Source organism: Okeania sp. SIO2C9 (assembly GCF_010672455.1).
Lineage (GTDB): Bacteria > Cyanobacteriota > Cyanobacteriia > Cyanobacteriales > Microcoleaceae > Okeania.
This window is the reverse complement of sequence record NZ_JAAHGO010000023.1, coordinates 93,787-118,907: the sequence shown is the minus strand read 5'-3', so window position 1 is coordinate 118,907 and position 25,121 is coordinate 93,787. Positions and strand designations below refer to the sequence as shown.

General features: G+C 35.0%; 23 protein-coding genes. 10 read left to right on the top strand and 13 right to left on the bottom strand.

The window, feature by feature from the left end; all coding sequences use genetic code 11:
• Positions 1-426 precede the first annotated feature (426 nt).
• Positions 427-852, top strand: a complete 426-nt coding sequence (locus tag F6K23_RS19385; protein WP_293158861.1) for a hypothetical protein — start codon at positions 427-429, stop codon at positions 850-852.
• 728 nt (positions 853-1,580) lie between these two features.
• On the opposite strand, the gene F6K23_RS19380 is transcribed toward F6K23_RS19385, so the two are convergent.
• Positions 1,581-2,459 carry a tetratricopeptide repeat protein gene (locus tag F6K23_RS19380; protein ID WP_293158859.1) on the bottom strand — a complete coding sequence of 293 codons (879 nt, stop codon included), beginning with the start codon at positions 2,457-2,459 and terminating at the stop codon, positions 1,581-1,583.
• 838 nt (positions 2,460-3,297) lie between these two features.
• Here F6K23_RS19380 and F6K23_RS19375 point away from each other — a divergent pair.
• Positions 3,298-4,473 (top strand): hypothetical protein, encoded by a 1,176-nt coding sequence (locus F6K23_RS19375; RefSeq protein ID WP_293158857.1) that lies wholly within the window; start codon positions 3,298-3,300, stop codon positions 4,471-4,473.
• A gap of 613 nt (positions 4,474-5,086) precedes the next feature.
• On the opposite strand, the gene F6K23_RS19370 is transcribed toward F6K23_RS19375, so the two are convergent.
• The 3 genes from F6K23_RS19370 to F6K23_RS19360 form a co-directional block, all read right to left on the bottom strand.
• Positions 5,087-6,241 (bottom strand): homocysteine biosynthesis protein, encoded by a 1,155-nt coding sequence (locus F6K23_RS19370; RefSeq protein WP_124145857.1) that lies wholly within the window; start codon positions 6,239-6,241, stop codon positions 5,087-5,089.
• Between the two features lie 273 nt (positions 6,242-6,514).
• Positions 6,515-7,699: an AI-2E family transporter gene (locus F6K23_RS19365; protein WP_293158854.1), complete on the bottom strand. Its 1,185-nt coding sequence runs from the start codon at positions 7,697-7,699 to the stop codon at positions 6,515-6,517.
• A gap of 762 nt (positions 7,700-8,461) precedes the next feature.
• Positions 8,462-9,379, bottom strand: a complete 918-nt coding sequence (locus F6K23_RS19360; RefSeq protein ID WP_293158852.1) for a hypothetical protein — start codon at positions 9,377-9,379, stop codon at positions 8,462-8,464.
• A gap of 521 nt (positions 9,380-9,900) precedes the next feature.
• Between F6K23_RS19360 and F6K23_RS19355 the strand changes: the two genes are divergently transcribed.
• Entirely contained in the window at positions 9,901-10,227 is a 327-nt protein-coding gene (locus tag F6K23_RS19355; protein ID WP_293158850.1) for a type II toxin-antitoxin system VapC family toxin, read from the top strand.
• 283 nt (positions 10,228-10,510) lie between these two features.
• Here the strand turns inward: F6K23_RS19355 and F6K23_RS19350 are convergent, their stop codons facing one another.
• Positions 10,511-10,708: a hypothetical protein gene (locus F6K23_RS19350; protein ID WP_293158848.1), complete on the bottom strand. Its 198-nt coding sequence runs from the start codon at positions 10,706-10,708 to the stop codon at positions 10,511-10,513.
• 353 nt (positions 10,709-11,061) lie between these two features.
• Between F6K23_RS19350 and F6K23_RS19345 the strand changes: the two genes are divergently transcribed.
• The 6 genes from F6K23_RS19345 (at position 11,062) to F6K23_RS19320 (ending at position 16,930) form a co-directional block, all read left to right on the top strand.
• The gene (locus F6K23_RS19345; protein ID WP_293158846.1) at positions 11,062-12,381 is read left to right on the top strand and encodes a class I SAM-dependent methyltransferase; all 1,320 of its coding nucleotides are present in this window, start codon (positions 11,062-11,064) and stop codon (positions 12,379-12,381) included.
• Positions 12,382-12,726: 345 nt separating this feature from the next.
• Positions 12,727-13,269: a type IV pilin-like G/H family protein gene (locus F6K23_RS19340; protein ID WP_293158844.1), complete on the top strand. Its 543-nt coding sequence runs from the start codon at positions 12,727-12,729 to the stop codon at positions 13,267-13,269.
• Between the two features lie 87 nt (positions 13,270-13,356).
• Positions 13,357-15,579, top strand: coding sequence for an O-linked N-acetylglucosamine transferase, SPINDLY family protein (locus F6K23_RS19335; protein ID WP_293158842.1), 2,223 nt, complete (start codon positions 13,357-13,359; stop codon positions 15,577-15,579).
• Between the two features lie 190 nt (positions 15,580-15,769).
• Positions 15,770-16,069: a type II toxin-antitoxin system HigB family toxin gene (locus tag F6K23_RS19330; protein ID WP_293158840.1), complete on the top strand. Its 300-nt coding sequence runs from the start codon at positions 15,770-15,772 to the stop codon at positions 16,067-16,069.
• Positions 16,053-16,457 carry a type II toxin-antitoxin system HigA family antitoxin gene (locus F6K23_RS19325; protein ID WP_293158838.1) on the top strand — a complete coding sequence of 135 codons (405 nt, stop codon included), beginning with the start codon at positions 16,053-16,055 and terminating at the stop codon, positions 16,455-16,457. Before F6K23_RS19330 ends, F6K23_RS19325 begins: the two co-directional genes overlap by 17 nt.
• 299 nt (positions 16,458-16,756) lie before the next feature.
• Positions 16,757-16,930, top strand: a complete 174-nt coding sequence (locus F6K23_RS19320; RefSeq protein WP_293158836.1) for an element excision factor XisI family protein — start codon at positions 16,757-16,759, stop codon at positions 16,928-16,930.
• An 81-nt stretch (positions 16,931-17,011) separates the two neighbouring features.
• Here the strand turns inward: F6K23_RS19320 and F6K23_RS19315 are convergent, their stop codons facing one another.
• Positions 17,012-18,217: an RNA-guided endonuclease TnpB family protein gene (locus F6K23_RS19315; protein ID WP_124145851.1), complete on the bottom strand. Its 1,206-nt coding sequence runs from the start codon at positions 18,215-18,217 to the stop codon at positions 17,012-17,014.
• A gap of 187 nt (positions 18,218-18,404) precedes the next feature.
• Here F6K23_RS19315 and F6K23_RS19310 point away from each other — a divergent pair, with 187 nt between their 5' ends.
• On the top strand, positions 18,405-19,022 hold the full coding sequence (locus F6K23_RS19310; protein ID WP_293158833.1) for a Uma2 family endonuclease: 618 nt from the start codon (positions 18,405-18,407) through the stop codon (positions 19,020-19,022).
• Between the two features lie 59 nt (positions 19,023-19,081).
• Here F6K23_RS19310 and F6K23_RS19305 read toward each other — a convergent pair whose 3' ends face one another.
• From F6K23_RS19305 to F6K23_RS19270, 7 genes are all read right to left on the bottom strand, one after another.
• Complete coding sequence (locus F6K23_RS19305; RefSeq protein WP_293158831.1) at positions 19,082-19,483, bottom strand: hypothetical protein; 402 nt, start codon at positions 19,481-19,483, stop codon at positions 19,082-19,084.
• 103 nt (positions 19,484-19,586) lie between these two features.
• The gene (locus tag F6K23_RS19300; RefSeq protein ID WP_293158829.1) at positions 19,587-21,230 is read right to left on the bottom strand and encodes a hypothetical protein; all 1,644 of its coding nucleotides are present in this window, start codon (positions 21,228-21,230) and stop codon (positions 19,587-19,589) included.
• 251 nt (positions 21,231-21,481) lie between these two features.
• The gene (locus tag F6K23_RS19295; RefSeq protein ID WP_293158827.1) at positions 21,482-21,646 is read right to left on the bottom strand and encodes a hypothetical protein; all 165 of its coding nucleotides are present in this window, start codon (positions 21,644-21,646) and stop codon (positions 21,482-21,484) included.
• 70 nt (positions 21,647-21,716) lie between these two features.
• A complete protein-coding gene (locus tag F6K23_RS19290) occupies positions 21,717-22,838 on the bottom strand; it encodes a hypothetical protein (RefSeq protein ID WP_293158825.1) in 1,122 nt (373 codons plus the stop codon).
• Between the two features lie 36 nt (positions 22,839-22,874).
• Complete coding sequence (locus F6K23_RS41945; protein WP_367267754.1) at positions 22,875-23,969, bottom strand: FkbM family methyltransferase; 1,095 nt, start codon at positions 23,967-23,969, stop codon at positions 22,875-22,877.
• A gap of 78 nt (positions 23,970-24,047) precedes the next feature.
• Entirely contained in the window at positions 24,048-24,269 is a 222-nt protein-coding gene (locus tag F6K23_RS19275) for a hypothetical protein (protein ID WP_293158823.1), read from the bottom strand.
• A 37-nt stretch (positions 24,270-24,306) separates the two neighbouring features.
• The gene (locus F6K23_RS19270) at positions 24,307-24,900 is read right to left on the bottom strand and encodes a hypothetical protein (protein WP_293099002.1); all 594 of its coding nucleotides are present in this window, start codon (positions 24,898-24,900) and stop codon (positions 24,307-24,309) included.
• Between the last annotated feature and the right edge of the window lie 221 nt (positions 24,901-25,121).

Genomic DNA, 25,121 nt, shown 5'->3' with positions numbered 1-25,121 from the left:
CTGCCAGAAATGCGAATAGCAGGGATTAGTGCAGAAGATACAAATTTCACCCTCGTTACTACTTGCCTGTGAGAACTATCGTATTATGTCGATAAATTGCGCAAATTGTTAACTAAGTCGAAACTCTACACTTGTGTATATCTACTGAGAGCGCAAAAAAATGAAATCCTCAATTACGGATAAACACCTATAAAAAAGTTATTTTGTCAGTGATCTAAATCATTACTTATCCGTTATTTTATCAGTACTTAGGTTGATACAAAGCTTATACTATAAATGTGGTACATCAGTAATAATACTGTTGAGACAAGAAGTTCTTCTAAGTTGTTCCAAAAAAATTTGTGAGTTAATTAATTCACAAAAGTTTAATTAGAACAGGTCTCTATCCTACAAAAATATTCATTAAGTATTGTGGAATATACTGAGATGAGAAACCCTTTTATAAAAATAGCCTCTATAACTATTAGTACTATTCTTAGCTGTAGCACAATCGATATAAATTCAGCACAGGCAGCTAATAATGTCTCAGAATTTTTTTTAACCGCTCAGGCAACTAAAAAAGATCTTAAAATAGAGCCTACTACTATAATTGATGATGTTATTAACTCGAAAGCTAATAATGAAGCAATAGCAGTTACAAAACTTCTAATTACACTACTACAAAACAGTAATTTGGAGTTAAAGTTTCTTTACACCTACAGTCAAAAAGACTTGATGATGGCAAAGGTAGGAAATTGGAAATATAGTCTTAATCCTCATCAAGAAACTTCTCAACCACTAATAGATCCAGGCACACTATTGGGAGTAGGGTTAATTAGTATCAGCTATTTACTTGCAAAAAAAAGACCCTGATAATTTATCAGAGTTCATTGAGATCCTCTGCCGTTAAATCAAAGATTATAACGGGAGAAACCCAAACCTCACGATTCAGGTTTACTACTTGAGTGGCACTTATCTAGGTTGAAAACAGTCCCCGACAGTACGCCAACGAGCGTCAATTTATTCTACGATCTCCAAAGGCCGCAGTGACACCTCATTGTGAGGATATCTACATTATTATAACATAATTCTATCTGAGTTTCACACTCCACGGGATAAATCCGCGTGGATTCTTCAGAGGAGTTGTAAATTTGGTTAAAACCTCGATTTTCACATTGCTCGCAACAACCACATTGCCAGTACCGTACCGTAGTACGTATACAGCAGCAGTCCACTAGGCGGTGTCAATTGCCACTACTCTCTCCGGCCAAAAGACCATTGAGGCTACTTTTTAATTTTAAGGTTAATTATAACACATTTTTTGACTACGGATTAAAATCCGTCGAGTCGTTTCCATCCACCGCTTAAAAGACGGTGGTTTCCCACTTACCGAAATTTTACGATGATGTTAAGTTAGACTCTTGCTAGTTTTGGTCAGTATCTGTTTTTATTTTGGTAGCGATTCATCTCTCGGTAAATCGGAGATTATACCGGGAGTTCTCACTCGCTCCATTTTAGATAGATTAAATAAATCTTTAAGTCCAAAATTGTTTAGTGTTTGAATTTAACTAATTTGGAGCTAATGCTAATCTAATTATTTTCTACTCTTCTACCTGAGTTTCAGTAGCATTTGATTCTGGAGATGCTTGTGGTTCGGAACCGGAATTAGCCGAAACTTCCTGCTTAATTTGATCTTTAAATCCTGCAGGAGCTAGTTCTATTGCCAGATCGAAAAGCTCTTGAGCAGCTTCATTATTACCTTGCTCTCTGAGCATAATTGCCTTAGCTAAAACAGGCCGAAAATCTTCAGCATTGCCCTTAATTGCTTCATCATAAACAGCGATCGCCTCATCGTAGCGTTTCTGCTCTGCATAAACCTGTCCCAAAATTAACTGCACTGAAACCACATCAATACTGTCAGCTTCCACTTGATTTGCAACAGGGGCAGCTTTTAGTGTATCCTGCAATAAACCAATAGCAGCTTCCGGGCGCTCTTGTTGCAAAAGCAAATTAACCAAACCCTGCAAAGCCTTTAAATCTCCAGGTTTAGCTGCCAGAAGGGAACGATAGATTTGAGCAGCACCTTCACGATCACCTGTATATGTTTTAGCTTGAGCTAGCAGTACATTATAATCTGTATTACCAGGATTTAATTCAGATAATTTTTCTAATGGAGGTATAACCTCCTCAATATTGCCCTTTCCTGATTGAATTAACTCTAACTTAACTTGTAAAAGTCCTTGTAGTGCAGTTTGATTATCTGGTTCCCTTTGTAAAACTAACTCATAACCCCGTGCTTGTGCCAGCAAATCTGCTTCTTGATCTGCTACAGGAGTCTGAGTTGAAGATGGAGTGGATTGACCATTATTTTGATTGGCCTCTAATAGTCCCCCTAATAAAGGAGATAGAGAAAATCCTAAAAAAGCAATTATTACCAACACCACCACCGCCATCAAAAAACCACGACGTTTATCTACCATGAGATTAAATTCCGTTCTACTGAACTTATTCAGACTTACCCAAACTGCGGTTTGAGCTTTGGAGAATAGCTTCCTGCGCAGTACCCGAAGGTTGCCACCTAAATCTTCTCCACAGGCTTAAAATCGGTGGTAATTCCACCATAAAAAAGCTTTTGATTAATTTGAAAACTTTGCTACTCTATTCCATTATTATTTTCGGGTATTTTAAGGTTAATGGATTTGTTAACCACCTTTATAGGCAACCTACTCTTAAAAGTTTTGTATAGGATTTCAAGCCTGAGAATTAAATTAAGTTAGCTTGGTTCTTGCCTTTGTTATTGTAGCAAACTGTCAAATATTTCCACAATTCATTATATACGTGTCCAATTTTTTTTTCATTTCCTACGGTATGCTGCGCAAACGAGCGAAGAGAATGAAATAATTGTGGAAAATGTACGGATTAATCAACAATCTCATTGGATTAATAACAATAGTAAGGTTAATCATCCTACCTGATACTAATTTTTTTCAAGTAGGCTGAAATAAAAGTCTATAAGACTACCTGATTAAAATCAACAATTATGCCTGTAGGCCTGGCTTGAGCAATTGCTCAAAGAAACCTAAAATTTCCATAGTCTATGTTAAAGTGCCTCAGTGCCAGTCTAGGTTAATTAGTCCAATTCCGGTATAAATCTTGAGTGACATCAACAGCTGAGGCCAAAATAACTATGTTATCGTTGGATATCTGGATGTCTAAACTAATTATTGACAGGCCCTAAGACTGAAATTTCTAATATAGTATTTTTCTGTATTCCCAATTCCCATAATAGGGATGTATCTCCGCCCCTAGGAATTTTTTATGAATTCTTCTATTAATCACTCTCACAACACAAATAATTCTATAACACCTAACCAGGCCCACCCTAGTGAGGCAGCTATTCACAAAGCAGATGGTAAGGAAAGCCTCTCTATACCAATTCATGGTCAAGTTGATGAGGGCTTTGTAAAATCAACAAATAAATCTTCAGGCCAAGAGATGGCCAAAGAAAATGATAGAGATATTGATACTTTAACTGTGACAGATAATCAGCCATTAAATTCTTCGGAATCTAAAGATTTAGATCAAAATGAAATTGATACTCCTAATCAAGATAATACCATTGTGCGACAACATCCAATTGCTCCCCCAAGTGAACCAAAACAGTATCGAGCTATAGGTTTAGTTCGAGGTCGTTATCAACCTTCTACAGAACAATTTACACGGGGCAGTTTACAAACTCCAGATGGTTCAGAAATAGATGCTGTATTGTTAGGTCGGGTAATGAGTCTATTAAAAAATCATTTAGACCTAGAGGAAGAACATCTGTGGGTTGTTTATCCTCGTACTAGACAAGAAAATGATGACCTACATATCCAAATTATGGGGGTATGGGAACCAGAAACCCTCAGAAAAATCAAAAATACTGAATCAAAAGATAATGTTACTTCTTCTTTGACCATTTCTACCACTGCTGAGGAGAATCAAAGTGAAGAAATACCACAAATATCAGAAGATATAGATAATTCTCAACAAACTACTATTGTTACTGATGATGAAACTCAAACAGATAGTTTATTGAGTTTAAATGATGGTTATTTTTCCATCCGAGGAGAAGTAATTTATCAATCTCAAGAAGAAGAATATATAATAGTTAGAGTTAAACAATCTCCTCGCAAAGATGAAGAGACTCCCAGATTTTTTAAACTGAAACTCAAAGGGAATTTAGGCGATCGCCCACTGAATCGTTTCTGGGATTTACATATTCAAAGGCAGGATACATTTCTTGTCATTCAATATGCTAATGATATAGGTAGTCTATTTGTTAGTAATCGTCATAAGCCTTCATTTAAAGGTAGGAAAACATTTAATGATAATAGAAGAAGTAATTATTCTCGCAGACCTACTTCCCAGAGTTATAATTCGGCAAATTCAGTTCCAACTAGAAAAGAACCTATTCCTAAACCTACTAAAAGAAAGAAAAATTTAGATGAGTAGGATCATTTGTTTTTGTTTTGTTTAGAGTTTTGATCGACAAAGTTGTAAGAATTTTATCATCACTAGCATACTTGGGAAAAAGGAAAGGAAGGAGTATAGCAGAAGGAAGAAGAAAGAAGGAAAAGTCTTACTTTGTCTGAGTTTTAAACTTTTGAACTGTCCTAACCGAAAAATAAAGGTTTAAAGCCTCTCCTTTAAAGGAGAAAAAAGAAAAAATTTCCTTTTTAATCAATCCTCTTCTTTTTAAGAAGAGGTAATTATTAATGATTAATTGTTAATTATTAATTATTGAACTTTCCTTCGACAGCTATATCTAATAAAATATCAATATCTTTAATATGTACCTATGCAAAATTAATTTAATATTTGTAAGTAGGGACATTGCCTGCAACGTCCGTAGGCAGTAGGGAGTAGGGAACAGAAAATATACCTCAGTAATTAAGAAGGATATGGATGATTTAAAGGTAGGGGTCAATGACAGTTCCTCAACTGATGAGAAGTAAAAACAGGTGGATTTATCCCCTGTTTTGACAACCGTCAGAATCCACGCGGATTTATCCCGTGGAGTGTCAAACCACACCAATCGAACAGCTCCCCTAAATCTTATTCAAAATTAACTTTCTAGAAATGGTAAAAAAGTTCTATCCATAGGAATTGGAGCAACTGATTCAGTTAGAGTAAATTCTCCCGCTTCAATCCACTGTTTTAACTCTAAAGCAATTTGATTAGAAAGGAAAATACTGGCAAGAGGGGCACTTCTGACAAGTTTGCCCTCTATTTTTATACGACCAGACTTGAGTTGAGCATAGCTAACTAAACCAAAAGTTGGACGTACCCTCCGGGGAATAGAAAAATCTACTACTGGTGCAACAATATCTTGGTCTTGAATAGTACAGTTAGCCACTACTTTCTCATTCAAAACAGGCAGAGGAATGCCCACACCTAACATAATTGAGGGACCATGGTTTTTGAAATAACAACCACGCACCCATTTAGATTGCATTTGTTTCCCATCTCCAATCAAGGCCAAAGTCGCAGCAGGTCCAATGGGAGTACGATTAGGTAAACGTTTTTGTAAAGGAAAGTGTTGGGTACCTTCCCAAGTGATGTATCCAATACCACCGCCCAAAAATATACGAGTACCAATACCAATTACTTGTAAGTCTGGATCGTTGAATAGTGGAGAAATAGCACCAGTATTAGAATAAACTGCATTACCTAAATTTGGCATCAGAGGCCCAAGATAGGTAAACAGAGGGCGATCGCCACCGTTCACACCAACTATAAAATTTTGATATAAATTTCGTGGATTGAATAAGTAAAACTGGTTAATTGTTTCACGGGTAATTGTAGTCTCAAAGGTAGCCCTGGGATAACAATCTGTTACTTGGCCAATTGCTCTAAGATGGACAGGTCTACCTGCAACTAGGTCTTCAATTACATGACCACCACCTCTTTCTTTTGATTCTTCACCATCTTCAGGTATTTGAGTAGCGCCAATATATAAATCTACAGCCCCAAAGCCCGAATAAGCAGAAATACCATCTAACCAGCAGGAGCGAATTTTAATTGGTGGGTCAGTATGTCCTAGGTTAATGATAGCTCCAGAGGACTCCATTGGCTCAAAAGTCCCGGTGGTAATTACATCAACTTCTTTTGCTACTTGGGTAACACTGGTTTCAGCAACTCTAGTTTTTACTTCTGTTACTGTGGATACAACGGCTTGTTTGTTGATAATTTTGTCGTTAATTTCAGCAATTGTTCTCATCAGGAAATAATATTTTTTGCGATACTTAATTGTGACACTTAATGTGGTTTAAAATTTCACTTGCTTTGTTCGAGGGAAGAAGGAAAAAGCTAACTCCAGAAAGTTTAGTTTTATCTAGTCCTGAAAATCCATAGGATTAGCGAATAGGATTTAGTCTTTATTTATTCTTCAAAAATGAGGCTTGAAGCCTTAATTATTCAGTAATTAAGAGAGTCAAAATAAGGTGATTATTTCCTATTATCTATTTACTGATACTTCTATAGCAATATGGCATTAATTTTCTTCTTGTGAACTAGATTTAGGTAAATCTTCTGTAGTTTTATCTTCTACTTCCTCTACTTCAGAATCAATTTGATCTTCTACCTGGTTATGATTAATTTCAGCAAATTTAGAGATAGTATTTACAGTATTTCTTTCATATGAAAAATTTTTAACTTGCCAGTTATCGAGAATATCTTTAATTAATAATTCTTTAATCCAGACTTGAGCAATAATTGTTAAAGGTAAAGCAAGTAAAAGTCCTGAAAATCCAAAAAAGCTAGCAAAAAACACTTGGAAAATTAATGTAATAGCAGGCAACAAAGACACTTGTTTCGCCATCACATAAGGAGTCAAAATATTACCCCCAATTTGTTGAATCAGAATGTAAATAAACAAAACTAAACCAGATTTTAAAGGAGAATCTATCAAAGCGATCGCCATCGGCGGAATTACACTAAGAGTCGGCCCAATATTTGGCATTAAAGTTAGTAACCCTGCCAAAACAGCTTGAGCTGAAGCTAGAGGAAGCTGCAATATAGATAGACCAATAAAACTGAGTAAAGCAATTACACTCATATTAATTAAAGTGCCAATTACCCACCCTCCTAATACTATTTCACAATGGTTTAAAATTAGGTTTACTCGTTGTCGATAAAAATTGGGAAATAATTGTATAAACCCTTGGCGGTAGGCACTAGGATTTACCAACATCATTATGGTTAAAACCAGAATTAGTAGTAAGCTTAGAAATATTCCGAAAGTATTACCAACAAACTCTCCAGCGTTATTTATTAGTTGATTAAATATAGGTTGTAGTTGAGTAATAACTTCATTAATATCAATATTTGGTAATTGTTCTCTAAGTTGAATAGGTAATTGTTCTTTGAGTATATTCAACCAATCATTTAATTTATTAATACCCAAAGGAACAATAGTTATTAACTGTTGAAACTGCTCTGTTAAAGGTGGAACAATTACCCATAAAAAAGTCACAATTATGAGTATAAATAGGCTGACCGAGATTAATACAGCTAGGGGTCTATTTATTCTGAAACGTTGTAGCCATCTAGCTAGTTTATTGAGAGTAGTAGCAATTACCACCGCGGTAAATACTAGCAGTAATAATTGACGGATTTGCCACAATATATATATGGCAGCGAGGATGGCGAATAGCCCAATCCAATTACCTAGATTCACAGTAATTATAATTAAAGTATGGATTTTAAATATATAGGTTAATGTATTCTATCTTGAATTTGTGTAATATTTAATTACAATTTACACCTTGATTTAAGGCAATACTTTACTCAAATTGTAAGCATTCCGCAGGAAATGCTTACCTCAAATTAAAATATCAATACTATATTTATTATTTATGATGAGATTCATCAGCCCTAAGACAGACTTTGCTTTAAAGAAGAATTAAATGGATATTGCGTCTAATGGGGAAGCGTTTTGGATAAATTCCTGAAATAATTTTAAATCAGATACAAAAATTGTCTCTATAAAATTTATAAACCTTAGGATAATTGATTATAAATTGGGAAATTTTAGATGATTTATTAACTTAGTAAAAAAAAAAGAAATGAGGGGCGATCGCTTATAGATCAATATAGTTCAATTAAGAAATTTTTGGGTAAATATATGGTGGCAAAAACCCATATTTACATTGTTGTTTGAATGAATTTTTGCCTAAATATGAACCGTATTTGCTAACGGATTAGCTGTGTTTATAATTCAAAAATTTCCCATTTTTTATACCATTTATCCATGAAGTTACCCTTAATATAAAGATAACAGCTATTAGTAAAATTCAGGTTTTGGTAAGAATTATTAAGGGCATTGTTACAGAAAAATGGTATTAGTCTATATTTTACCCATAAATAGATCCAAGTAGATGGTCGGATTAGCTAGTGCCTCTACGCGAAAGTTATGGGGAAAAATTTATCGATAATTTAATCAATTTTCTCCTCCAAATCTAGCTAATAGTTCATCACGGGACAATTGTAATAGTAAAGGTATTAATTCTGGTAGAGATAGAGATTGTAACCGCTGAATAATTACCTCTAGTTCGCTATCTAATTGCCCAAAACGAAACACAAGTAAATTTTCTATCACTTCTCTATCTCGTTGCTGTACTCCTTGCTGTATACCTTGTTGTATTCCCGACTGAGTAGCTTCTTCTAAACGTTGGGAAAAAAGTGGTGATAATCTCATAATTAACTCCCTATCTTCTGAATCTATATCTGGATTTACTTCTATATTACTCAGCAAGTCTGATAATAACAATAAAGCATTTTCACGCTGAGGATTATCCTTGGGTAATGCTTCTAACTCATCAATAGCTTGAGACTGTACTTTTCCCCTACCTAATATTCTCAGCCACATTGTTTCTGGAACTCGTGGTAACTGATGAATTACTACTATTGCCGTGCGTAAATATTCCGGTAAAAAATAAATTCCTCTCAGCCAGTTTTTTTCATCTAAATTAGCACCAAATCCATTTAATATAGATTGAGAAGCAGTAGGAGTAAGTATCCATAATTTCGGATAATCATCTTCATAAATACGATTATTATTACGCTTCGCTTCTCTTTGAAATTCTCCCCTCACCTCTAGTAATTTCAGCAAACAACTACAAATTTCATCAGAGGTGACAGGATTTCGATAAGGTTCAAATAAAGCACTTTTTGTGGCAAAACGGCCTAATAATCCTAATATTTCTAGGTTTCCTTGAAGTTGTGGTTGAGGTGAAAACCAAACATCGATTTGCCTAGCTTCTCCTCTAACTTCACGAGGTGCTTTTACTTCCCCAATAGTTGATAGTAATTCTTCTAAAAATTGTTTAGCAAATTGGTCATAAGGGAATCTGGTCATCAAATTTTCTTGCTTTTCTAAAACTTAGATATTAAACTATAGTTATTAATGCTATTATAGAAATAATTATTGTCAATCCTTAATATTCAGAAAGTATATTACTACACAGCAGGCAAGAAGCAAAAGTTTATTACAAGAGGTTTTTCTTTACGGAATTCTCTGCAAACAGCTTCTAGAAATTTCAAACGCTTTAATGCGTACCGCTATACCATGTTAAAAATCCATAAATTATATCTATCTTGATTATGAATTTTGAATTAGTACAAACTTTAGCTCAAGTTATTCGTTCTCTTCCAGAAGAAGAAAGAACTTTATTAGAGACTTAACTTCAACATAAATATCAAAAGCAAAACACGTTGCAAAAACTCCAAGAACTAGGAGATAAAATACAAAAGCGTCGAGGTAAAAAAGTATTATAAATAACTCCTGAAGAATTGATTCTCAAAATGAGAGAAGAACGCACAGAAAAATTAATGAAAGTTTGCTTTCCGGAAGGAGAGAATGAATGAAAAAAAAATAATTTGCATAGATCAAGTTTTATTATTAGGTTAGCAACTATTGGTACTGAAGTACCTCGTTTTAGTAATCTATGGACTCAGTGGGAATTGCAAGGCTATTCTAAAATTACTCCTACTTTCTTTTATTACGAGGTAACTAATGCTTTTCATCGCTACGTTATTTCTGGTTTATTGACTTCAGAAGAAGCAACAGAAGCTTTGGAATATATTTTGAGTTTAGAAATTATCCTTCACGGTAATGCTAGTTTGCATCGACGTGCTTTAAATCTAGCTCAAAATTTAACCCTCTCAGCAGCTTATGATGCTCATTATCTTGCTCTTGCAGAATAATTATCGGCAGATTTTTACACTGCTGATCGTCGTTTATTTAACACTGTAAAAGCTTATTTATCTTGGATATACTTGGTTAGTTAATCTTGAAGAAATAGTGATTATTTGAACTTGAATTGAGAATATATTTAATGTTTTGATTGGAGCGATCGCTCATATAAAATCCGGTTGAACAGTCGTCATTGCGACGATAGGAAGCAATCTCGCACAACCCCTGAGATTGCTTCCTTCCACTCCGTTTCAGTCGCAATGACTTAGCTATAGTAATTATCCGGATTCTATATCACTCTACATTCTCAACTTGCTCCAAAAGTCGCAACCCCAATAATATCCCTACAACTATTGGAGGCGTGAGTACGGCAATAATGGCGTTGGTTGCTGTGGAGGAAATGTAAAGATAGGGGCCACAATATTTAATTAGCAAAGACAGTCCAGCAGAGAGAATTAGGACTTTGAGAATGAAAGTTATTTGATTATTCATATTACGATGTTACGATAAACGTTTATATTAATCAAAATTTAAGAAGATTGATAATTAGGGCTTGCTGATTAATTATAAAAGTATTGATATATAAAGGTTTGAGCATTTTTATGCTCGAAAAAAGTGTCCCTGTTTCAGTTGAAAACGCTCAAAAAGCTAGTATTTTAGGCGCATAGTTGGGCAGAAAAATCATTCTGACAATTCTTGCTCCTACCTCCTCGCTCCCGACCCTTTTCTCCTGTCTCCTGTCTCCTGTCTCCTGTCTCCTACCTCAGCAAAAAGACTTTCCATACGCAAACCCTAATTATACAGAATAGGTATATTTATAACTCAGCACTACCAATCAAACAATTATGAACTATCAAGAATCAGAACTACAAGCAAAAATTCGTCAACAATTTGATGTAGTAACTTATCCAAGAATACCTGTAGAAGAATCTCCCAAAGATGACTATGAATTACTTTTTATTCATAATCTAGTCACACCATATTATCTGAGTAATCAAAAAGTAATAGAAACTGAAGGCAAAATAATTTTAGATGCAGGATGTGGCAGTGGTTATAAAGCATTAGTATTAGCAGAAGCAAATCCAGGAGCGAAAATAGTTGGTATTGATATTTCAGAAAAATCTGTAGAATTAGCTCGTCAGCGCCTGCAATATCATGGTTTTGATAATGCAGAGTTTCATGTATTGCCCATAGAAGAATTGTCTAGTTTATGTTTAGAATTTGACTATATTAATTGTGATGAAGTGCTTTATTTATTGCCAGATATAGTTGTAGGTTTACAGGCAATGAAATCTGTTTTAAAACCTGATGGAATTATTAGAACAAATCTCCATAGTTCCCTTCAACGTCATAACTATTTTAAGGTGCAAGAAGTTTTCAAAATGATGGGATTAATGAATGAAAATCCTGGAGAAATGGAGATGGAAATTGCGCGAGAAACTCTCGCAGCTTTGAAAGATTCAATCATGCTTAAAAAGCAAGTTTGGAATCCTGAAAAGGCAAAAGAGGAAGAATGGATACAGATGAATTATTTATTTCTAGGGGATCAAGGTTATACCATCCCAGAAGTTTTTGCTGCTTTGAAAAGTGCCGAGCTGGAATTTATCAATATGGTTAAGTGGCGACAGTGGGAAATAATGGATTTGTTTAAAAATGAGGATGATTTGCCAGCTTTTTTAGGAATGAGTTTGCCAGAAATATCTGTGGAGGAGCGACTCCATTTATTTGAACTGTTACAACCCATGCACCGTCTGTTGGACTTTTGGTGTGGTCATCCCCAACAAAGTCAGTCTTTTCTCCCTGTTTCAGAATGGACTGACTCTGACTGGCAAAAGGCCAAAGTACAACTCCATCCTCAGTTGCAAAATTCTCAAGCTAGGGAGGATTTAATTAACTGTATCAATAACCATAAACCTTTCGAGATTAGCAGTTATGTGAAGTTGCCCACCTTAAAACCTATCCATATAGATAGTAGTATTGCTGTTTGTCTACTGCCATTGTGGGATGGTGTTTGTACTTTTGAGTCTTTGGTGGAACGGTGGATGAAGATTCGGCCATTAGACCCTATTACTCTGGAAACTGTGAGTCAGGAGAGGGGTTGGGAAGAAGTTAGGGAATTGTTGGATACCCTAGACCCTTTTTTGTATGTGCTTTTGGAACGTTAGTAGGTTGGGTAGAACAATAGTGAAACCCAACAAATCTTTATTGGTTTTGGATTAATGGTGTTGGGTTTCGTCCCTCGACCCAACCTACTTTTGGCTTGTCATTGCGAGGAACGAAGCAATCCCAAAGGAGTTATTAGATACTCTCAAGATTGCTTCCCTCCACTCCGTTCCAGTCGCAATGACATAGTTAAATTTAATAATTTTTAATTTTTAATTTTGCTTCTGTGACACGTTATTTAGATATCTCTGAAAAAATTTCAGTCAGGATGATATGAAGGTATCCAAAACTGGGTAAGTTAGATTCAGGAGATAAATTTTATTTGTCCAATTTTTATAGGAGAAAACATGAAGACTGAATTTAAGGCCAAGTTCCTACAGCACGTTGCTAAGAAGAGAAAAGAAGAGGGTTTCACCCTGATTGAATTGTTGGTGGTTATCATTATTATCGGGATTTTGTCTGCTATTGCCTTGCCTTCATTCTTGAACCAAGCTAACAAGGCAAAGCAGTCTGAAGCAAAGCAGTATTTGGCTTCTATTAGTAAGGGCCAGCAAGCTTCTTATGCAGAGACAGGCAATTTTGTCACACAAATAGATGACATCGGAAAATTAGGTCTAGGCATCAAAACGGCTACAGGCAACTATACCTATGACATCGTAGAAAGCACTGTTGAAGGTCAAGCAGGAGCAAATGCTTGGACAGCAAAAGCTGCCAAAGGTTTGAGACCTTATGCTGGTTTAGTATATTTAACAGATGCTGATGGTGCTCTGACTTCCCAAACAACTCTTTGTGAAAGTGAGACTGCATCAACAGATGAAACAGCTGATATTGCTAAACCTACAGATGCTGCTGAATGTAAAGATACTGGTGGTTTTACAATATCTCTATAGCTCTAGCCTTTAACCCCAAAAACTCAAAGGTAGCGTTATCTGCGCTACCTTTAAATTTTAGCTAGATTGATTAACTTATAGATTTTTATGATTGCTGATAAATTACCTACTGATTGGCAACAACAGGTAAATCAATGTTTGGTTAATAGTAATTATGCCAAAGCTATTAACCTATATGAAAAAGCGATAATTACAGAACCGCAAAATAAGTCATACTATTGGCAATTGGGGCTAATGTTACTGTTGGAAGGGCAAGAAGAGGAAGCACAGACAACTTGGCTGCTGGGTATGGCAGATGGAGAAGCAGAAGAGGTTGAGCTATGGACAGAAGAATTAGTAGAGGTATTGACAACAGAAGCAAATAGAAGAGTAGCAACAGAAAATTTCTCTGTCGCTTGGGTCATCAGACAACACATTAGGGAAATTGACCCTACTGATATTAATAATTTATTACAGTTGATTGATTTATCCATCGCTCTCAAAAACTATACAAGAGAACAACTAAGTGAGTATGGAGTTATTGAGCTATTAGAAAATAAAACAGTTATAGAAATTGAGCAAAATTTATTGCTACATATCTTGATCGAACTATTGGTTTATGACCCGACCAGTTCATCATCAATAGAATTTGCCTCAGTTGCCATTCCTCGAATAGAAGCTCGAAATACTCTTGTCAACTCTCTAATTCCAGTTATATATCAAATAGCATATTCTTTTGCAGCAGTAGGAGTTGCCAGGAAATATGCAGAATTATTATTAAATGTTGCCCCAGATAATCGAGAATTATTAAGAACCATGGCACAGTTTAGTGTAGAATTAACCGACTATGCTTTGGGATTAGAATATGCAGAAAAATCTTATTCCTTATCTACAGATTTATTTGAAAAGACGATCGCTCATCTCCAAATTTGTCGAGCGCTGATAGCATTCAGAGGATGCGATCAAAAAGTTAAAGAAACATTAGAGAAGCAAGAGTCTTTAATTCAATCACTAGTAGCAAAAGCTTCCGAAAAACTGGGTGGAGCTGTTATGCGTTTGTATAATATGGGTTTTTTCTTCCCCTATGCTAGAGATTGCCCAGAAAGAAATATCAAAATTCGTAGTCAGGTAGCACAACTTTGTCAAGTAAATTTAGAAAAAGCTTGTCAGGAAGAAGTTAGCAAATACCATAAAAAGTTAGAAAAAAGAAAGAATATAAGTTCAAAGACAAAACCTCTGAGGATAGGGTATTTATCCCACTGCTTGAGAAGACATTCTGTAGGATGGATTGCCCGGTGGTTATTTAGATATCATAATCAAGATAAATATGAAATTTATTTGTATCTACTAGCAGCAGAAAACCGTAACGATACTATGCAACAGTGGTATATTAATCAAGCTACAAAAGCTCATGTTTACGGTATTGTCAGTACAGAAGTAGCAGAAGATATTTATGAAGATGAAATAGATATTTTAATTGATTTAGATAGTACAACATTAACTAATAGTTGTTCGATTATGGCAATGAGAGCAGCACCTATTCAAGCAACATGGTTAGGGTGGGATGCTTCAGGAATACCAACCATTGACTACTATATTGCCGATCCTTATGTGCTGCCAGAAAATGCTCAAGATTATTACCCACATAAAATTTGGCGACTACCTCAAACTTATGTTGCTGTAGATGGTTTTGAAGTAAACATACCCAGTCTGAAACGACAAGATTTAGGAATTCCCAATGATGCAGTGGTTTATTTTACTGCTCAGAGAGGTTTTAAGTGTAATCCCGATACTGCTCGACTGCAAATGAAAATCCTCAAAGAAGTTCCTAATAGTTACTTTTTATTTAAAAAATTTGGTGAGTCAGACGTTTTATCGGAATTATTAATTGACATTGCCGAATCAGAGGGGGTTAGTAGCGATCGCTTAATTCCTATAGAAGAAGTTGCTCTAGAGGAAATTCACAGAGCTAACTTAGGTATTGCTGATATTGTTTTAGATACTTATCCCTACAACGGTGCAACAACAACATTAGAAACTCTCTGGATGTGCATTCCAATGGTAACGCGAGTTGGCCAACAATTTGCAGCACGTAACAGCTACACAATGATGATGAATGCTGGCATCAGCGAAGGTATTGCTTGGAGTGATGAAGAATATGTGGAGTGGGGAATTAGATTAGGGAAAGATGAAAAGTTACGTCAGGAGATATCCTGGAAATTGAGAAAGTCCAGGCAAACTGCTCCGTTGTGGAATGCCAAACAGTTTACCCGTGAGATGGAGAAAGCTTACGAAGGAATGTGGCAGAGGTATATTGAAGGTGAGAGTTGATGATTTTTGATTGTCATTGCGAGGAGGGATGGTTTTGAAGTGACTATTATTTTAGCAAATTATTGCCTTCGCAGCAATATCAGATACACGCTAAATGCTTTAATTAAGATGGCTACTCTAATCCCTAGCGCATATATGTTGGGTTTCCTTTCGTCAACCCAACCTACACTTACTAATAAATTGTTTTCAAATGCACGTTATTAGCTATAGACGTTTAAGAGAATATGCACTTAACCATAGCGATTCGAGTGATACTTTAGATAATTGGTATAAAGTTGCCAGCAAGGCTAATTGGTCAAATTTGATTGAGGTACAATCCGTTTTTCCTTCAGCAGAGGCAGTTGGTAATTTTACAGTATTTAATATTAAGGGCAATAAATATCGTTTAATTGTTAGCATTGATTATCAAAGAAAATTGATTTATATTAAATACATTCTTACCCATGCAGAATACGATAAGGAGTATTGGAAAAATGACCCTTACTTTTAGTTCAAAAAAATATAGTGAGTTGTTAGTTAAATATCAGCCGAAACTAATAAAAACAGAGGAAGAAAATGAAAAAGCACTGGCAGTTGTAGAGGAACTAATGCACGTTCAAAATCTTACTCCAGAGCAAGAAACTTTGTATGAATTATTAATTGTTTTAATTGAAAAGTTTGAGCAAGATTTTTATCATCCAGGTTCCGCATCAACTCCTGATTCAATGTTACGATTTTTGATGGAACAACAGGGAGTAAAACTTGAAAATTTAGTCGAAATTATTGGCTCGGAGGGTATAGTAATTGAGTTGATTAATGGTAGAGGTGAGATTAATACTGAACAAGCTAAAATATTAGGGGATTTTTTTAAAGTAGATTCTAGTTTATTTAGCCGATAAGCGATCGCCACTGTTAAATTAATGTATGGTCAAACTTAAAGTTAAATAAACCAGAAAAGAATGTTTGAGAAAAGTTATGAAACTTCCTAACCCAGAAAACACGCTTATTGATGACAAACCCATTCATCAATGTGTTTTGCATATTGATATTATTGATAGTAATTTATATCATGTCCGGATAATCAGTGATAAAAAAGTTTTTGTTTGTAGTAGGGCTTTAGCCCTATCTATCTATATTTCGGGCTGAAGCCCTACTACAAGCTTTAATTATAACTATTCAACCGGACATGATATTAGACATGGGCGAAAGCCATTGTATTTTGATTCAGTGTAACGATACGGAAGAACCCATCGTTACCAAGCTAATAGAAATGGGTATTTCTGAAGATAAAATTAGTTTGGGTTTTATACATCCCCAACATCGAGAATATTTAGGACGAGAAGCAAATGTAGTAGCTGCGGGAACTGTCTAATTATATCATGTCCAGTTGAATACTTTAGGCTTTTTTGCCTATTCACCGTACGAAAAAAACTGTAGAAAATCGTAACAGCTTTTATCTTGATATTGGATTAACCAATACTGGCTGTACGGCACAGCTCACTATTCCCTCGGCACTAAATGCCTCTGGGAATTTCTTTCTAATTATTTGAAGACTGCCATTAACATCGGCATTAATCACTATACCAGTTCCACTCCTGAATAAACCACGTTTGACTCGTTTACCCCTATAAGTTTCATGTTTTATTGGTTGCTCTAGGTCAAGAGCAGATGTTTTGCTTGTATAGCTTTCCTCTGTTTCAATCACCTTGATTCCTGCTAGCTGACATTTATAAGTAATTTGCTTGAGTAGCTTATCATGTGGTATTTGGGTAAAATTTTGGTTGTTTTTTTTGCCGATATTTGCACCTTGTTTCCAGTTATCATTTTTGCCTATGACTACAGTACCAATATTATTAGTCACTAAATAATTGACAACTAATTTACTGGTGTTATGCAGATAATTCTCTACAAAACGATTTCGGTGATAGGTTAACGCCTCAATCTTACGACTGCTTTTTCTGTTGCCTTTGAGATGACTTTGATACTTGGCTTTTCGCTTGTTGTAAAGCTGATTAACACTTTTTAGTGGCTTCCCGTTAACAAGCATAGGCTTAACACCAGGCTTGTTTGTAGATAGAGCAACTAATCGGTCAATCCCTAAGTCTATGCCGGCTACATATGTTGAGTGTATTTGTGGCTGATTTGCTTTTTCATACACTACTTCAATTATATAGCAGCTAGTAGCAGGTACTATCCTGACTTCGATTACAGTTTCTACAATTACAGGTATTTTGATTTCACTCATTGATAAGTGACAAATACCGTCTTTGAGAGGTGCTTTATAGACTGATTCTTTGGAATATATAACTACATTCCTACCTTGAGTTTTATTCTTATACTTTGGTATTTTGGGTTTACCTAAAAACTTCCCAGGATATTTTGACCATTCTTTTATAGCTTGAAAATAGCCACGCCAACTTGCCACCAAGCATTTTATTATTTGTTTTGATACTTTAGTTGGTAATGCTCTGTAAGCATCGCTATCTTTAGTGGCGTGGTACAGTTTAGTTAGTGAGAGACTTTTACCAGTACAGAAAAAATGCTGACGACAGTGATAGTTAGCTAAGTTATATAAGTTTTTTGACTTAAAAGCTAACTCATCACACACCTGCCAAAAGTTATGTGTTCGTCTAATTATATGTCTGTCAACAACTTTCATGGGTCTGTCTATTCAAATAAAGTGGCCCGGAGCCCGTGATTACTATAATGCTCGAAATCATTCATTGCCTAAATTTACGTTTTCTATTAACTGTTTAATATTACAATACTTTTCTACGTTTGACAACTATTTTCTACAGTTTAAGTTTAACAGTTAATTACCCCAGTTTTGTATAGGAGCGATCGCCATGAATACAACAAAAACTAGACTAACTTTTGACCAATTTATCGACCAATACCCAGAAGATGGGGCTATTTACGAACTTGTGGATGGAGAAATTAGAGAAATGCGACCCATTGGTGCCCATGAAAACGTTGCGAATTTAATCCAGAGAACTATGGACCGGGAAATCGAACGGCTAAATTTGGGTTTAGTGGTGACGCGCACCGCATTGGTCAGAACGGTAACAAAAGAAGGGCAAGAACAAGGGCGAATTCCTGATGTGTCTGTGGTGGATGGTGAGATTTGGGACAGATACCTTTACACATATCAGGGGTTTAGGGAACCCTTGAGACTAGCAGTGGAGGTAACATCTACTAACTGGGAGGACGATTATGTTGACAAATTGGACGAGTATGGGCGTTTAGGGATTTCCGAGTATTGGATAGTGGATTATTTAGCGATCGCTTCTCGGTCTTATTTAGGTCGTTCTAAAGTTCCCACCGTTTTTGTTTATCAACTTATTAACGGCGAATATCAGAGTCAAGTATTTCGGGGAAAGGATCGGATTATTTCCCCTACTTTCCCAGAACTAGAGTTGACTGTAGAACAGGTTGTAACTGCTAGTCAACCACGAATAAGGTAAAAGCAATATTTCAAATTGTGTAGCTTGGTTTTTCTTCCTCAAGCTCAGGATTAAACTACTCAATTTTGAGTACCATTTTGCCCAACAAATCTAGCTAACAATTCATCACGAGATAATTGCAATAACAAAGGTACTAACTCAGCAGGTAAAAGAGAAAGTGATGGCTCAATTATTGCCTCTAGTTGGTTATCTATTGTACCAAAACGAACTTTGAGAATATTTTCTATTTGTTCTCGGCGTTCTTCTCGCATACCTTGTTTTGTAGCCTCTTCTAATCTTTGTGAAAAAAGTGGTGATAATCGCATAATTAACTCCCTATCTTCTGATTCTAAATTTTGATTTACTTCTATATTACTTAGCAAATCTGCTAATAACAATAGCGCATTTGAACGAAACAAATTATCCGCTGGCAATGCTTCTAATTCATCAATTGCTGTTGATTGAACTCTTCCTCTACCCAAAATTCTCAGCCAGAGAGTTTCTGGGGTGCTTTAACTTCTCCAATAGTTGATAGTAATTCTTCTAAATATTGTTTGGCAAATTGGTCGTGAAAAAATCTAGTCATCAATCAATTTTATTTGAGGTTTTATCTGAGAAATTTGATAATTCAATTAGGGGAATATTATCTGCTTTAACTTGAGCTATCGCCTCCCCATTCTCATTTTCCAATTTTATACGACCTTGCAGTTGAGGAATTAAAGTTGACCATTGTATTTGACTCAACTCTCCAACTAAAACAATTTCTGGTCCCTTATCTACTTCTAATTCTGACTCCATTAACAATTTCATCACCACGCTGGATAAAATTAAATCTGCATCTTCAGCAGAAATATTGCTGTTATTTATTAATAAAGTCATCTTAGCTTTATCTGGATGATTCACCAGATTTTTAATTACTGCTTGTAATTCTAATCCTACTATTTCTTCCGGTTGCAACCAGTCTGGGAAAACAATTAAATTGATTTCTGTTAGTGAAAAGGGCAATCTCTGGGTAACAAAGTGTCCTAGAATTTTCCCTCTAGTTTTCGTTTTTTGCTTGTCGCTGACTATTTCCAGAAAACGCAAAGCGGTAGGAACAGGTGAATAATTTTCAATTGCCCACTGTCTACCTGCAATAGATATGCTTTCTAAAATTTCAGGTTCCTCGACAAGGCGATCGACCGTTCCCTGTATATTATCTAAGTCAATACCGATATAATGTTTCCAATTTTCTGGCATTACTGGTAAATTAACACCATACTTATCAAAATCAATATGAAAAGTGACACATCCAGCAGCTAAAGACTCCCAAAATCTCCAACTATCCCACCATTCTGCATGAAAGTTTTGACTATCGTTATCTTGAACCACGCAACCTCCAAAAGCAGCACAAGCAAGAGATTTAGTTAGTCTTTGATAATATGCTGGATGATGACGTTGACCAGTTTGCTGCCAAAGAAAATAATCATAAATATCTTCTGGTGGTGTATCAAAATTTTCACGAGAAAAGTCAAGTTTGAGAATATTTTTAATTAAAGGGTAAAAACGTTCGTCAGCAATGTTTCTTAGGGGAAAATTTACAGTGTATTCTACCCATTTATCATCTTGTATATAATTCGTTCTTTGTATTCCTGGAATCTGCACCGAAGCATCTATACCAAATAATAATAATGTGTCATGTTTGACTCTATAATTAATTAGTAGGTTTTTGGTTCTATCCTCAAATCTGCTAACTTGTTGAATTGATTTTAAAATTCGATTAGAAATGCCAAAAAACCAAGGGTGTAAATTATTTGGATGTTGAAAAAAATTATTACAACCCGTTCTTAAAACAATATCAAAATTGTTCACTAAAGTAGGATTTAGGTCATATAATAGGAGGCTAGGACCATCTGTATCGTCTAAATAAACAGTTATATATTTTCTTTTCTGATCGAACAAACCTTCAGGTATGCTTTGATGATTTTCAAACCAGTGATTACTTAAAACTACAATTGAACAATCCCAATGATTGACACTATAGTCATAATTAAAAAGATATGATTCTGAATCTAATCCTGTTTTCCAATAATTGAAATTAGCATAAAATGGAATTCCTAATATTTTCAAGCCATCAGCGATATTAATCATTAAATGCTCATAAGCTTGTTCATGGCATAGATAAAAATAAACTGAACCAGAAAAACTGTGTTTACTATTCAATTTTTCAGTAGCTATACTGGTTGTCATAATCAATTTTTATTTTGATTTTTAGTTGTCTAGTTGAATAATGGAATTTTCTCAGCTTTAGCTTGAGCGTTCACGGTAGTGATGCGCAGCATTATCGCTTCCTTATTCTCATTATCCAATTTATCTTGAATCCGGTTGAATAGTGGTCATTGCGACGATAGGAAGCAATCTCAGGGATGCGCGGAGATTGCTTCCTTCCACTCCGTTCCAGTCGCAATGACGCAAGCTATAGTAATTATCCGGATTTTATATTACACCTCTAATTCTGACTCCATTAACAAATTCATCGCCACATTAGATAAAATTAAATCTGCATCTTCAGCAGAAATATTGCTGTTATCTATTAATAGAGTCATCTTAGCTTTCTCTCGATGAGTCACCAGATTTTTAATTACTTCTTGTAATTCTAATCCCACAGTTTCTTCCGGTTGCGACCAATCTTGGGTATTGCTAATACTAAATCAAAAGAAAATGTTTTTCTCGAAACTAAGAAATATCTTCTACAGCATCAATCAAATTTTCTATCGTGCCAAATTCTTCTCCTAAGACAATATCTAAAAAGCGACAAGCTACAGGTACAGAACCATAATTTTCTAAAGCCCATCTTTGACCTTCTAATCCAATCTGAACCATTAGTTCTGGTTCGTCGATAATTCTTTGCGCTGCTTCTTGGGGATTGGCTAAATCTATTCCTACATAATGTTTCCAGTTAACAGGTTTTATAGGTAATAAAAAACCATATTTATCAAAGTCTAAATGAATCGAAACACAGCCGGCCGCCAGGGATTCCCAAAATCTCCAGCTATCCCATCTAGCTATAGCTGGTTTTTGTCCTAAATTAGAATTTTCTAACAGCTTTTCATCTAAATCTGCGTAATAAAAATTGCCTCCATAAGCGCAGCAAAACATAGAGTTTTTTAAGGAATCAAACCATTTTGGTATGTGATGAGTCGGGAATTGAGACCAATATAAGTAATCGAAATCATTTAATGAAATATTATTGCCTATTTCTGTAATTTGATTTTGATTAATATCAATTTTATCTTGCAGATGAGAAATAAAACAGAAATTCATTGCTACTCTAACACTTTGGTTTAAAGAACTTCTAAATACCGCTAAAACTTGTCGCTTTCTTTCGGAAAATAATTTACTATTTTCCGTAGCAATTCTTATCCTTTCAGAAATGCCAAATGCCCAGGGAATATATTGGCTTGGATACTTCCTAAATTTGTGCATATGCACGCGAATTACGGCTGTTAATCTCTCTGTTCTACCAGTTAATACATGATCGCTATCATTGGGATCTATTATAACTAAAATAACTTCTTCATTGAGTTCGTAAAATAAATCAAATAAAGGGTGGTTATTTGTCATTTCTATGAAATAAATATCGGCCACTACGATTGCACAATTGTTAGGATGTAATTGGCGATCGTTTTTAAACAAATATTCTTGATTTTTCAAGTCGATTAACCAACAATCCATGTTAGAAAAAATAGGAATTCCTAGTTTTTTCAAACCTTCTGCTATACAAATTGATATATGAGAGCATTTTTTAACTGGTGAAAAGATAAAGTAAACACCTTTTTCGACAATTTCAGTTATCATAATATTAATAAATTATCCTGTAATAACTTTAGCTTTCTATATTGAAAAAAATTCTTGTACTTTTGCCTTAGCGATCGCTTCTTTATTCTCATTATCCAATTTAATCCGACCTTGCAGTTGAGGAATTAAAGCTGACCATTGTATTTGACTCAACTCCCCAACCAAAACAATTTCTGGTCCCTCATCTACCTCTAATTCTGACTCCATTAACAAATTCATTGCTACGCTAGATAAAATTAAATCTGCATCCTCAGCAGAAATATTACTGTTATCTATTAATAGAGTCATTTTAGCTCTATCTGGATGAGTCACTAGACTTTTAATTACTTTTTGTAATTCTAATCCCACCGTTTCTTCTGGTTGCGACCAGTCTGGAAAAATTATCAGATTAAATTTTCTTAATTTTAAATTTGAATATAACTCATCTTCTTTAACTACTGGATGATTTAAAAAATACTTACTATCAAGATAACCTTTGATTCTTTCCATCGCTGGTAAAGCACCCACTTCTTGCTTAACCACATCAGGGAATTGAGATAAAACCTCTGCTATGTTGTTAGCAAAATTGTACTTAGGATTATCGCCATATTTCCAAGTTAACCACTCTAGGGTTTCCATTGCTACGTCATAAAAATTTAGGATATCAGCAATACAAGCTAACTTTAACAACTTCTCTGGAGTGTTATTAAACGACTCCTCATCGGATGACTTTTGAATCAAATCCTGAAAGTAAAAAGCATCTGTCCATATTAATTGACCGGGATGCTGTTGAGAAATTATGGAACTTCTACGACGGTAATCTCTATACAAAGTTTCAAAATCTAAGAAGGTAAAGCCGCTTTTCCTCATATATAAATCAATATCAGCAAACAAAGGCTGATTTTCATACATACTTGTAAACTCTACTTCTACTTTTAGGAAGAGAACGCTTTTTAAAATATCCTTAGCACCTTCTAAAACTTTTAGTTCTCCACCTTGGGTGTCAACTTGCATAAAATCAATTTCATTGATTCCCTCAGAATGACAAAAATCATCTAAAGTAGTTGTTTGAATTTTTTCTGTAGATACTAACTCTATTATTCTGGGGTTCTCTATAAAGCGATCAATATAAGACTTATTAGGAGGATACAAAGAACTACAGTAAGGAGATTTAGTAATATATAAAGTTTGAGTTCCTACTGAATCCCAAAGAGCTAGAGGTATGTGTTTTTATTGGTGACTAATTTGTTGTTTTTGCAGCTTGGAATTCATTTGCTCGCAGGATTTATGATCGGCATCAAAGCCATATATCGTTAAATTAGGAGACATTAAATCCCAATTTGTACCTTCATAATCTTGGCCTTGATACTTTCTAGAACCTACAATGGCTATGGTTAAATGAATATCATCTATTTTGCCATTTTTATTTAAGTTATCAACGAATATTGGCATCCTTAAAATATCCTCTTTTGTTTAGTTTTTTTTAAGTTTAACTATTAGAAATGGGTTCTTTACAAGGATTAGTGATATATTTGTCATACGCAGGAACTTCTCCCCTGACTAGGGTGACATTGAGACTGTTTGGCAAAATCTCAATGTGTTTTTCTATCTCTGCTTCTGAGAGATTATCCAGTAACTTAATGACAGCTAAATTTTCTTGCCAAAGGTGCTCAAAGCAATCAGTTCTGTTCCAGACAGCTTCAAAAAATTTTCGGCTAAAATCATTAACTCTAACTGCAATAACCCCTGTATTAAAAACGTCACCACAAGCTTTGGATAAACCTATGCTTTTAGATGTTGTTAATTCTATGTCGCCTCTGACTATTGCAATATCGGCATCTAAAAAAGCAATTAAATCTCCATCATTTAATTGGTTCATCAGTTTAAGAATATAGTGAACCTTAATCCAATGAGGTTTTCTATCGAGGGAAGGATAATCAGTAATTTCGTGGTATTCAAAATCGTAAAACGAGGCATACTCTCGAAAGCGGGGACTAGAAAGTTTCCTAAATTTTGATTCAAGTTTATCCACACCGACAGAAAATAATATCTTTTTCTGGTTTTGATTAAAATTTTTCATCATAATTTACATCATAAATTTAAATATTTGGTTTTTTTGGCTTTATTTAGGGTTTGCTGATTAAATCTAAAAGCATTTACAGATAAAGGTAAGTGTCTTTTTAGGTCTGGAAAAAGTACCTGGTTTTCACCGCGCATCTCATATTTGCAAAAATACTTTTTTTTCTATTCCCTATTCACCTGTTCCCCATTTACTAAAAGTGATAAATTTTTGGCTTTATTCAA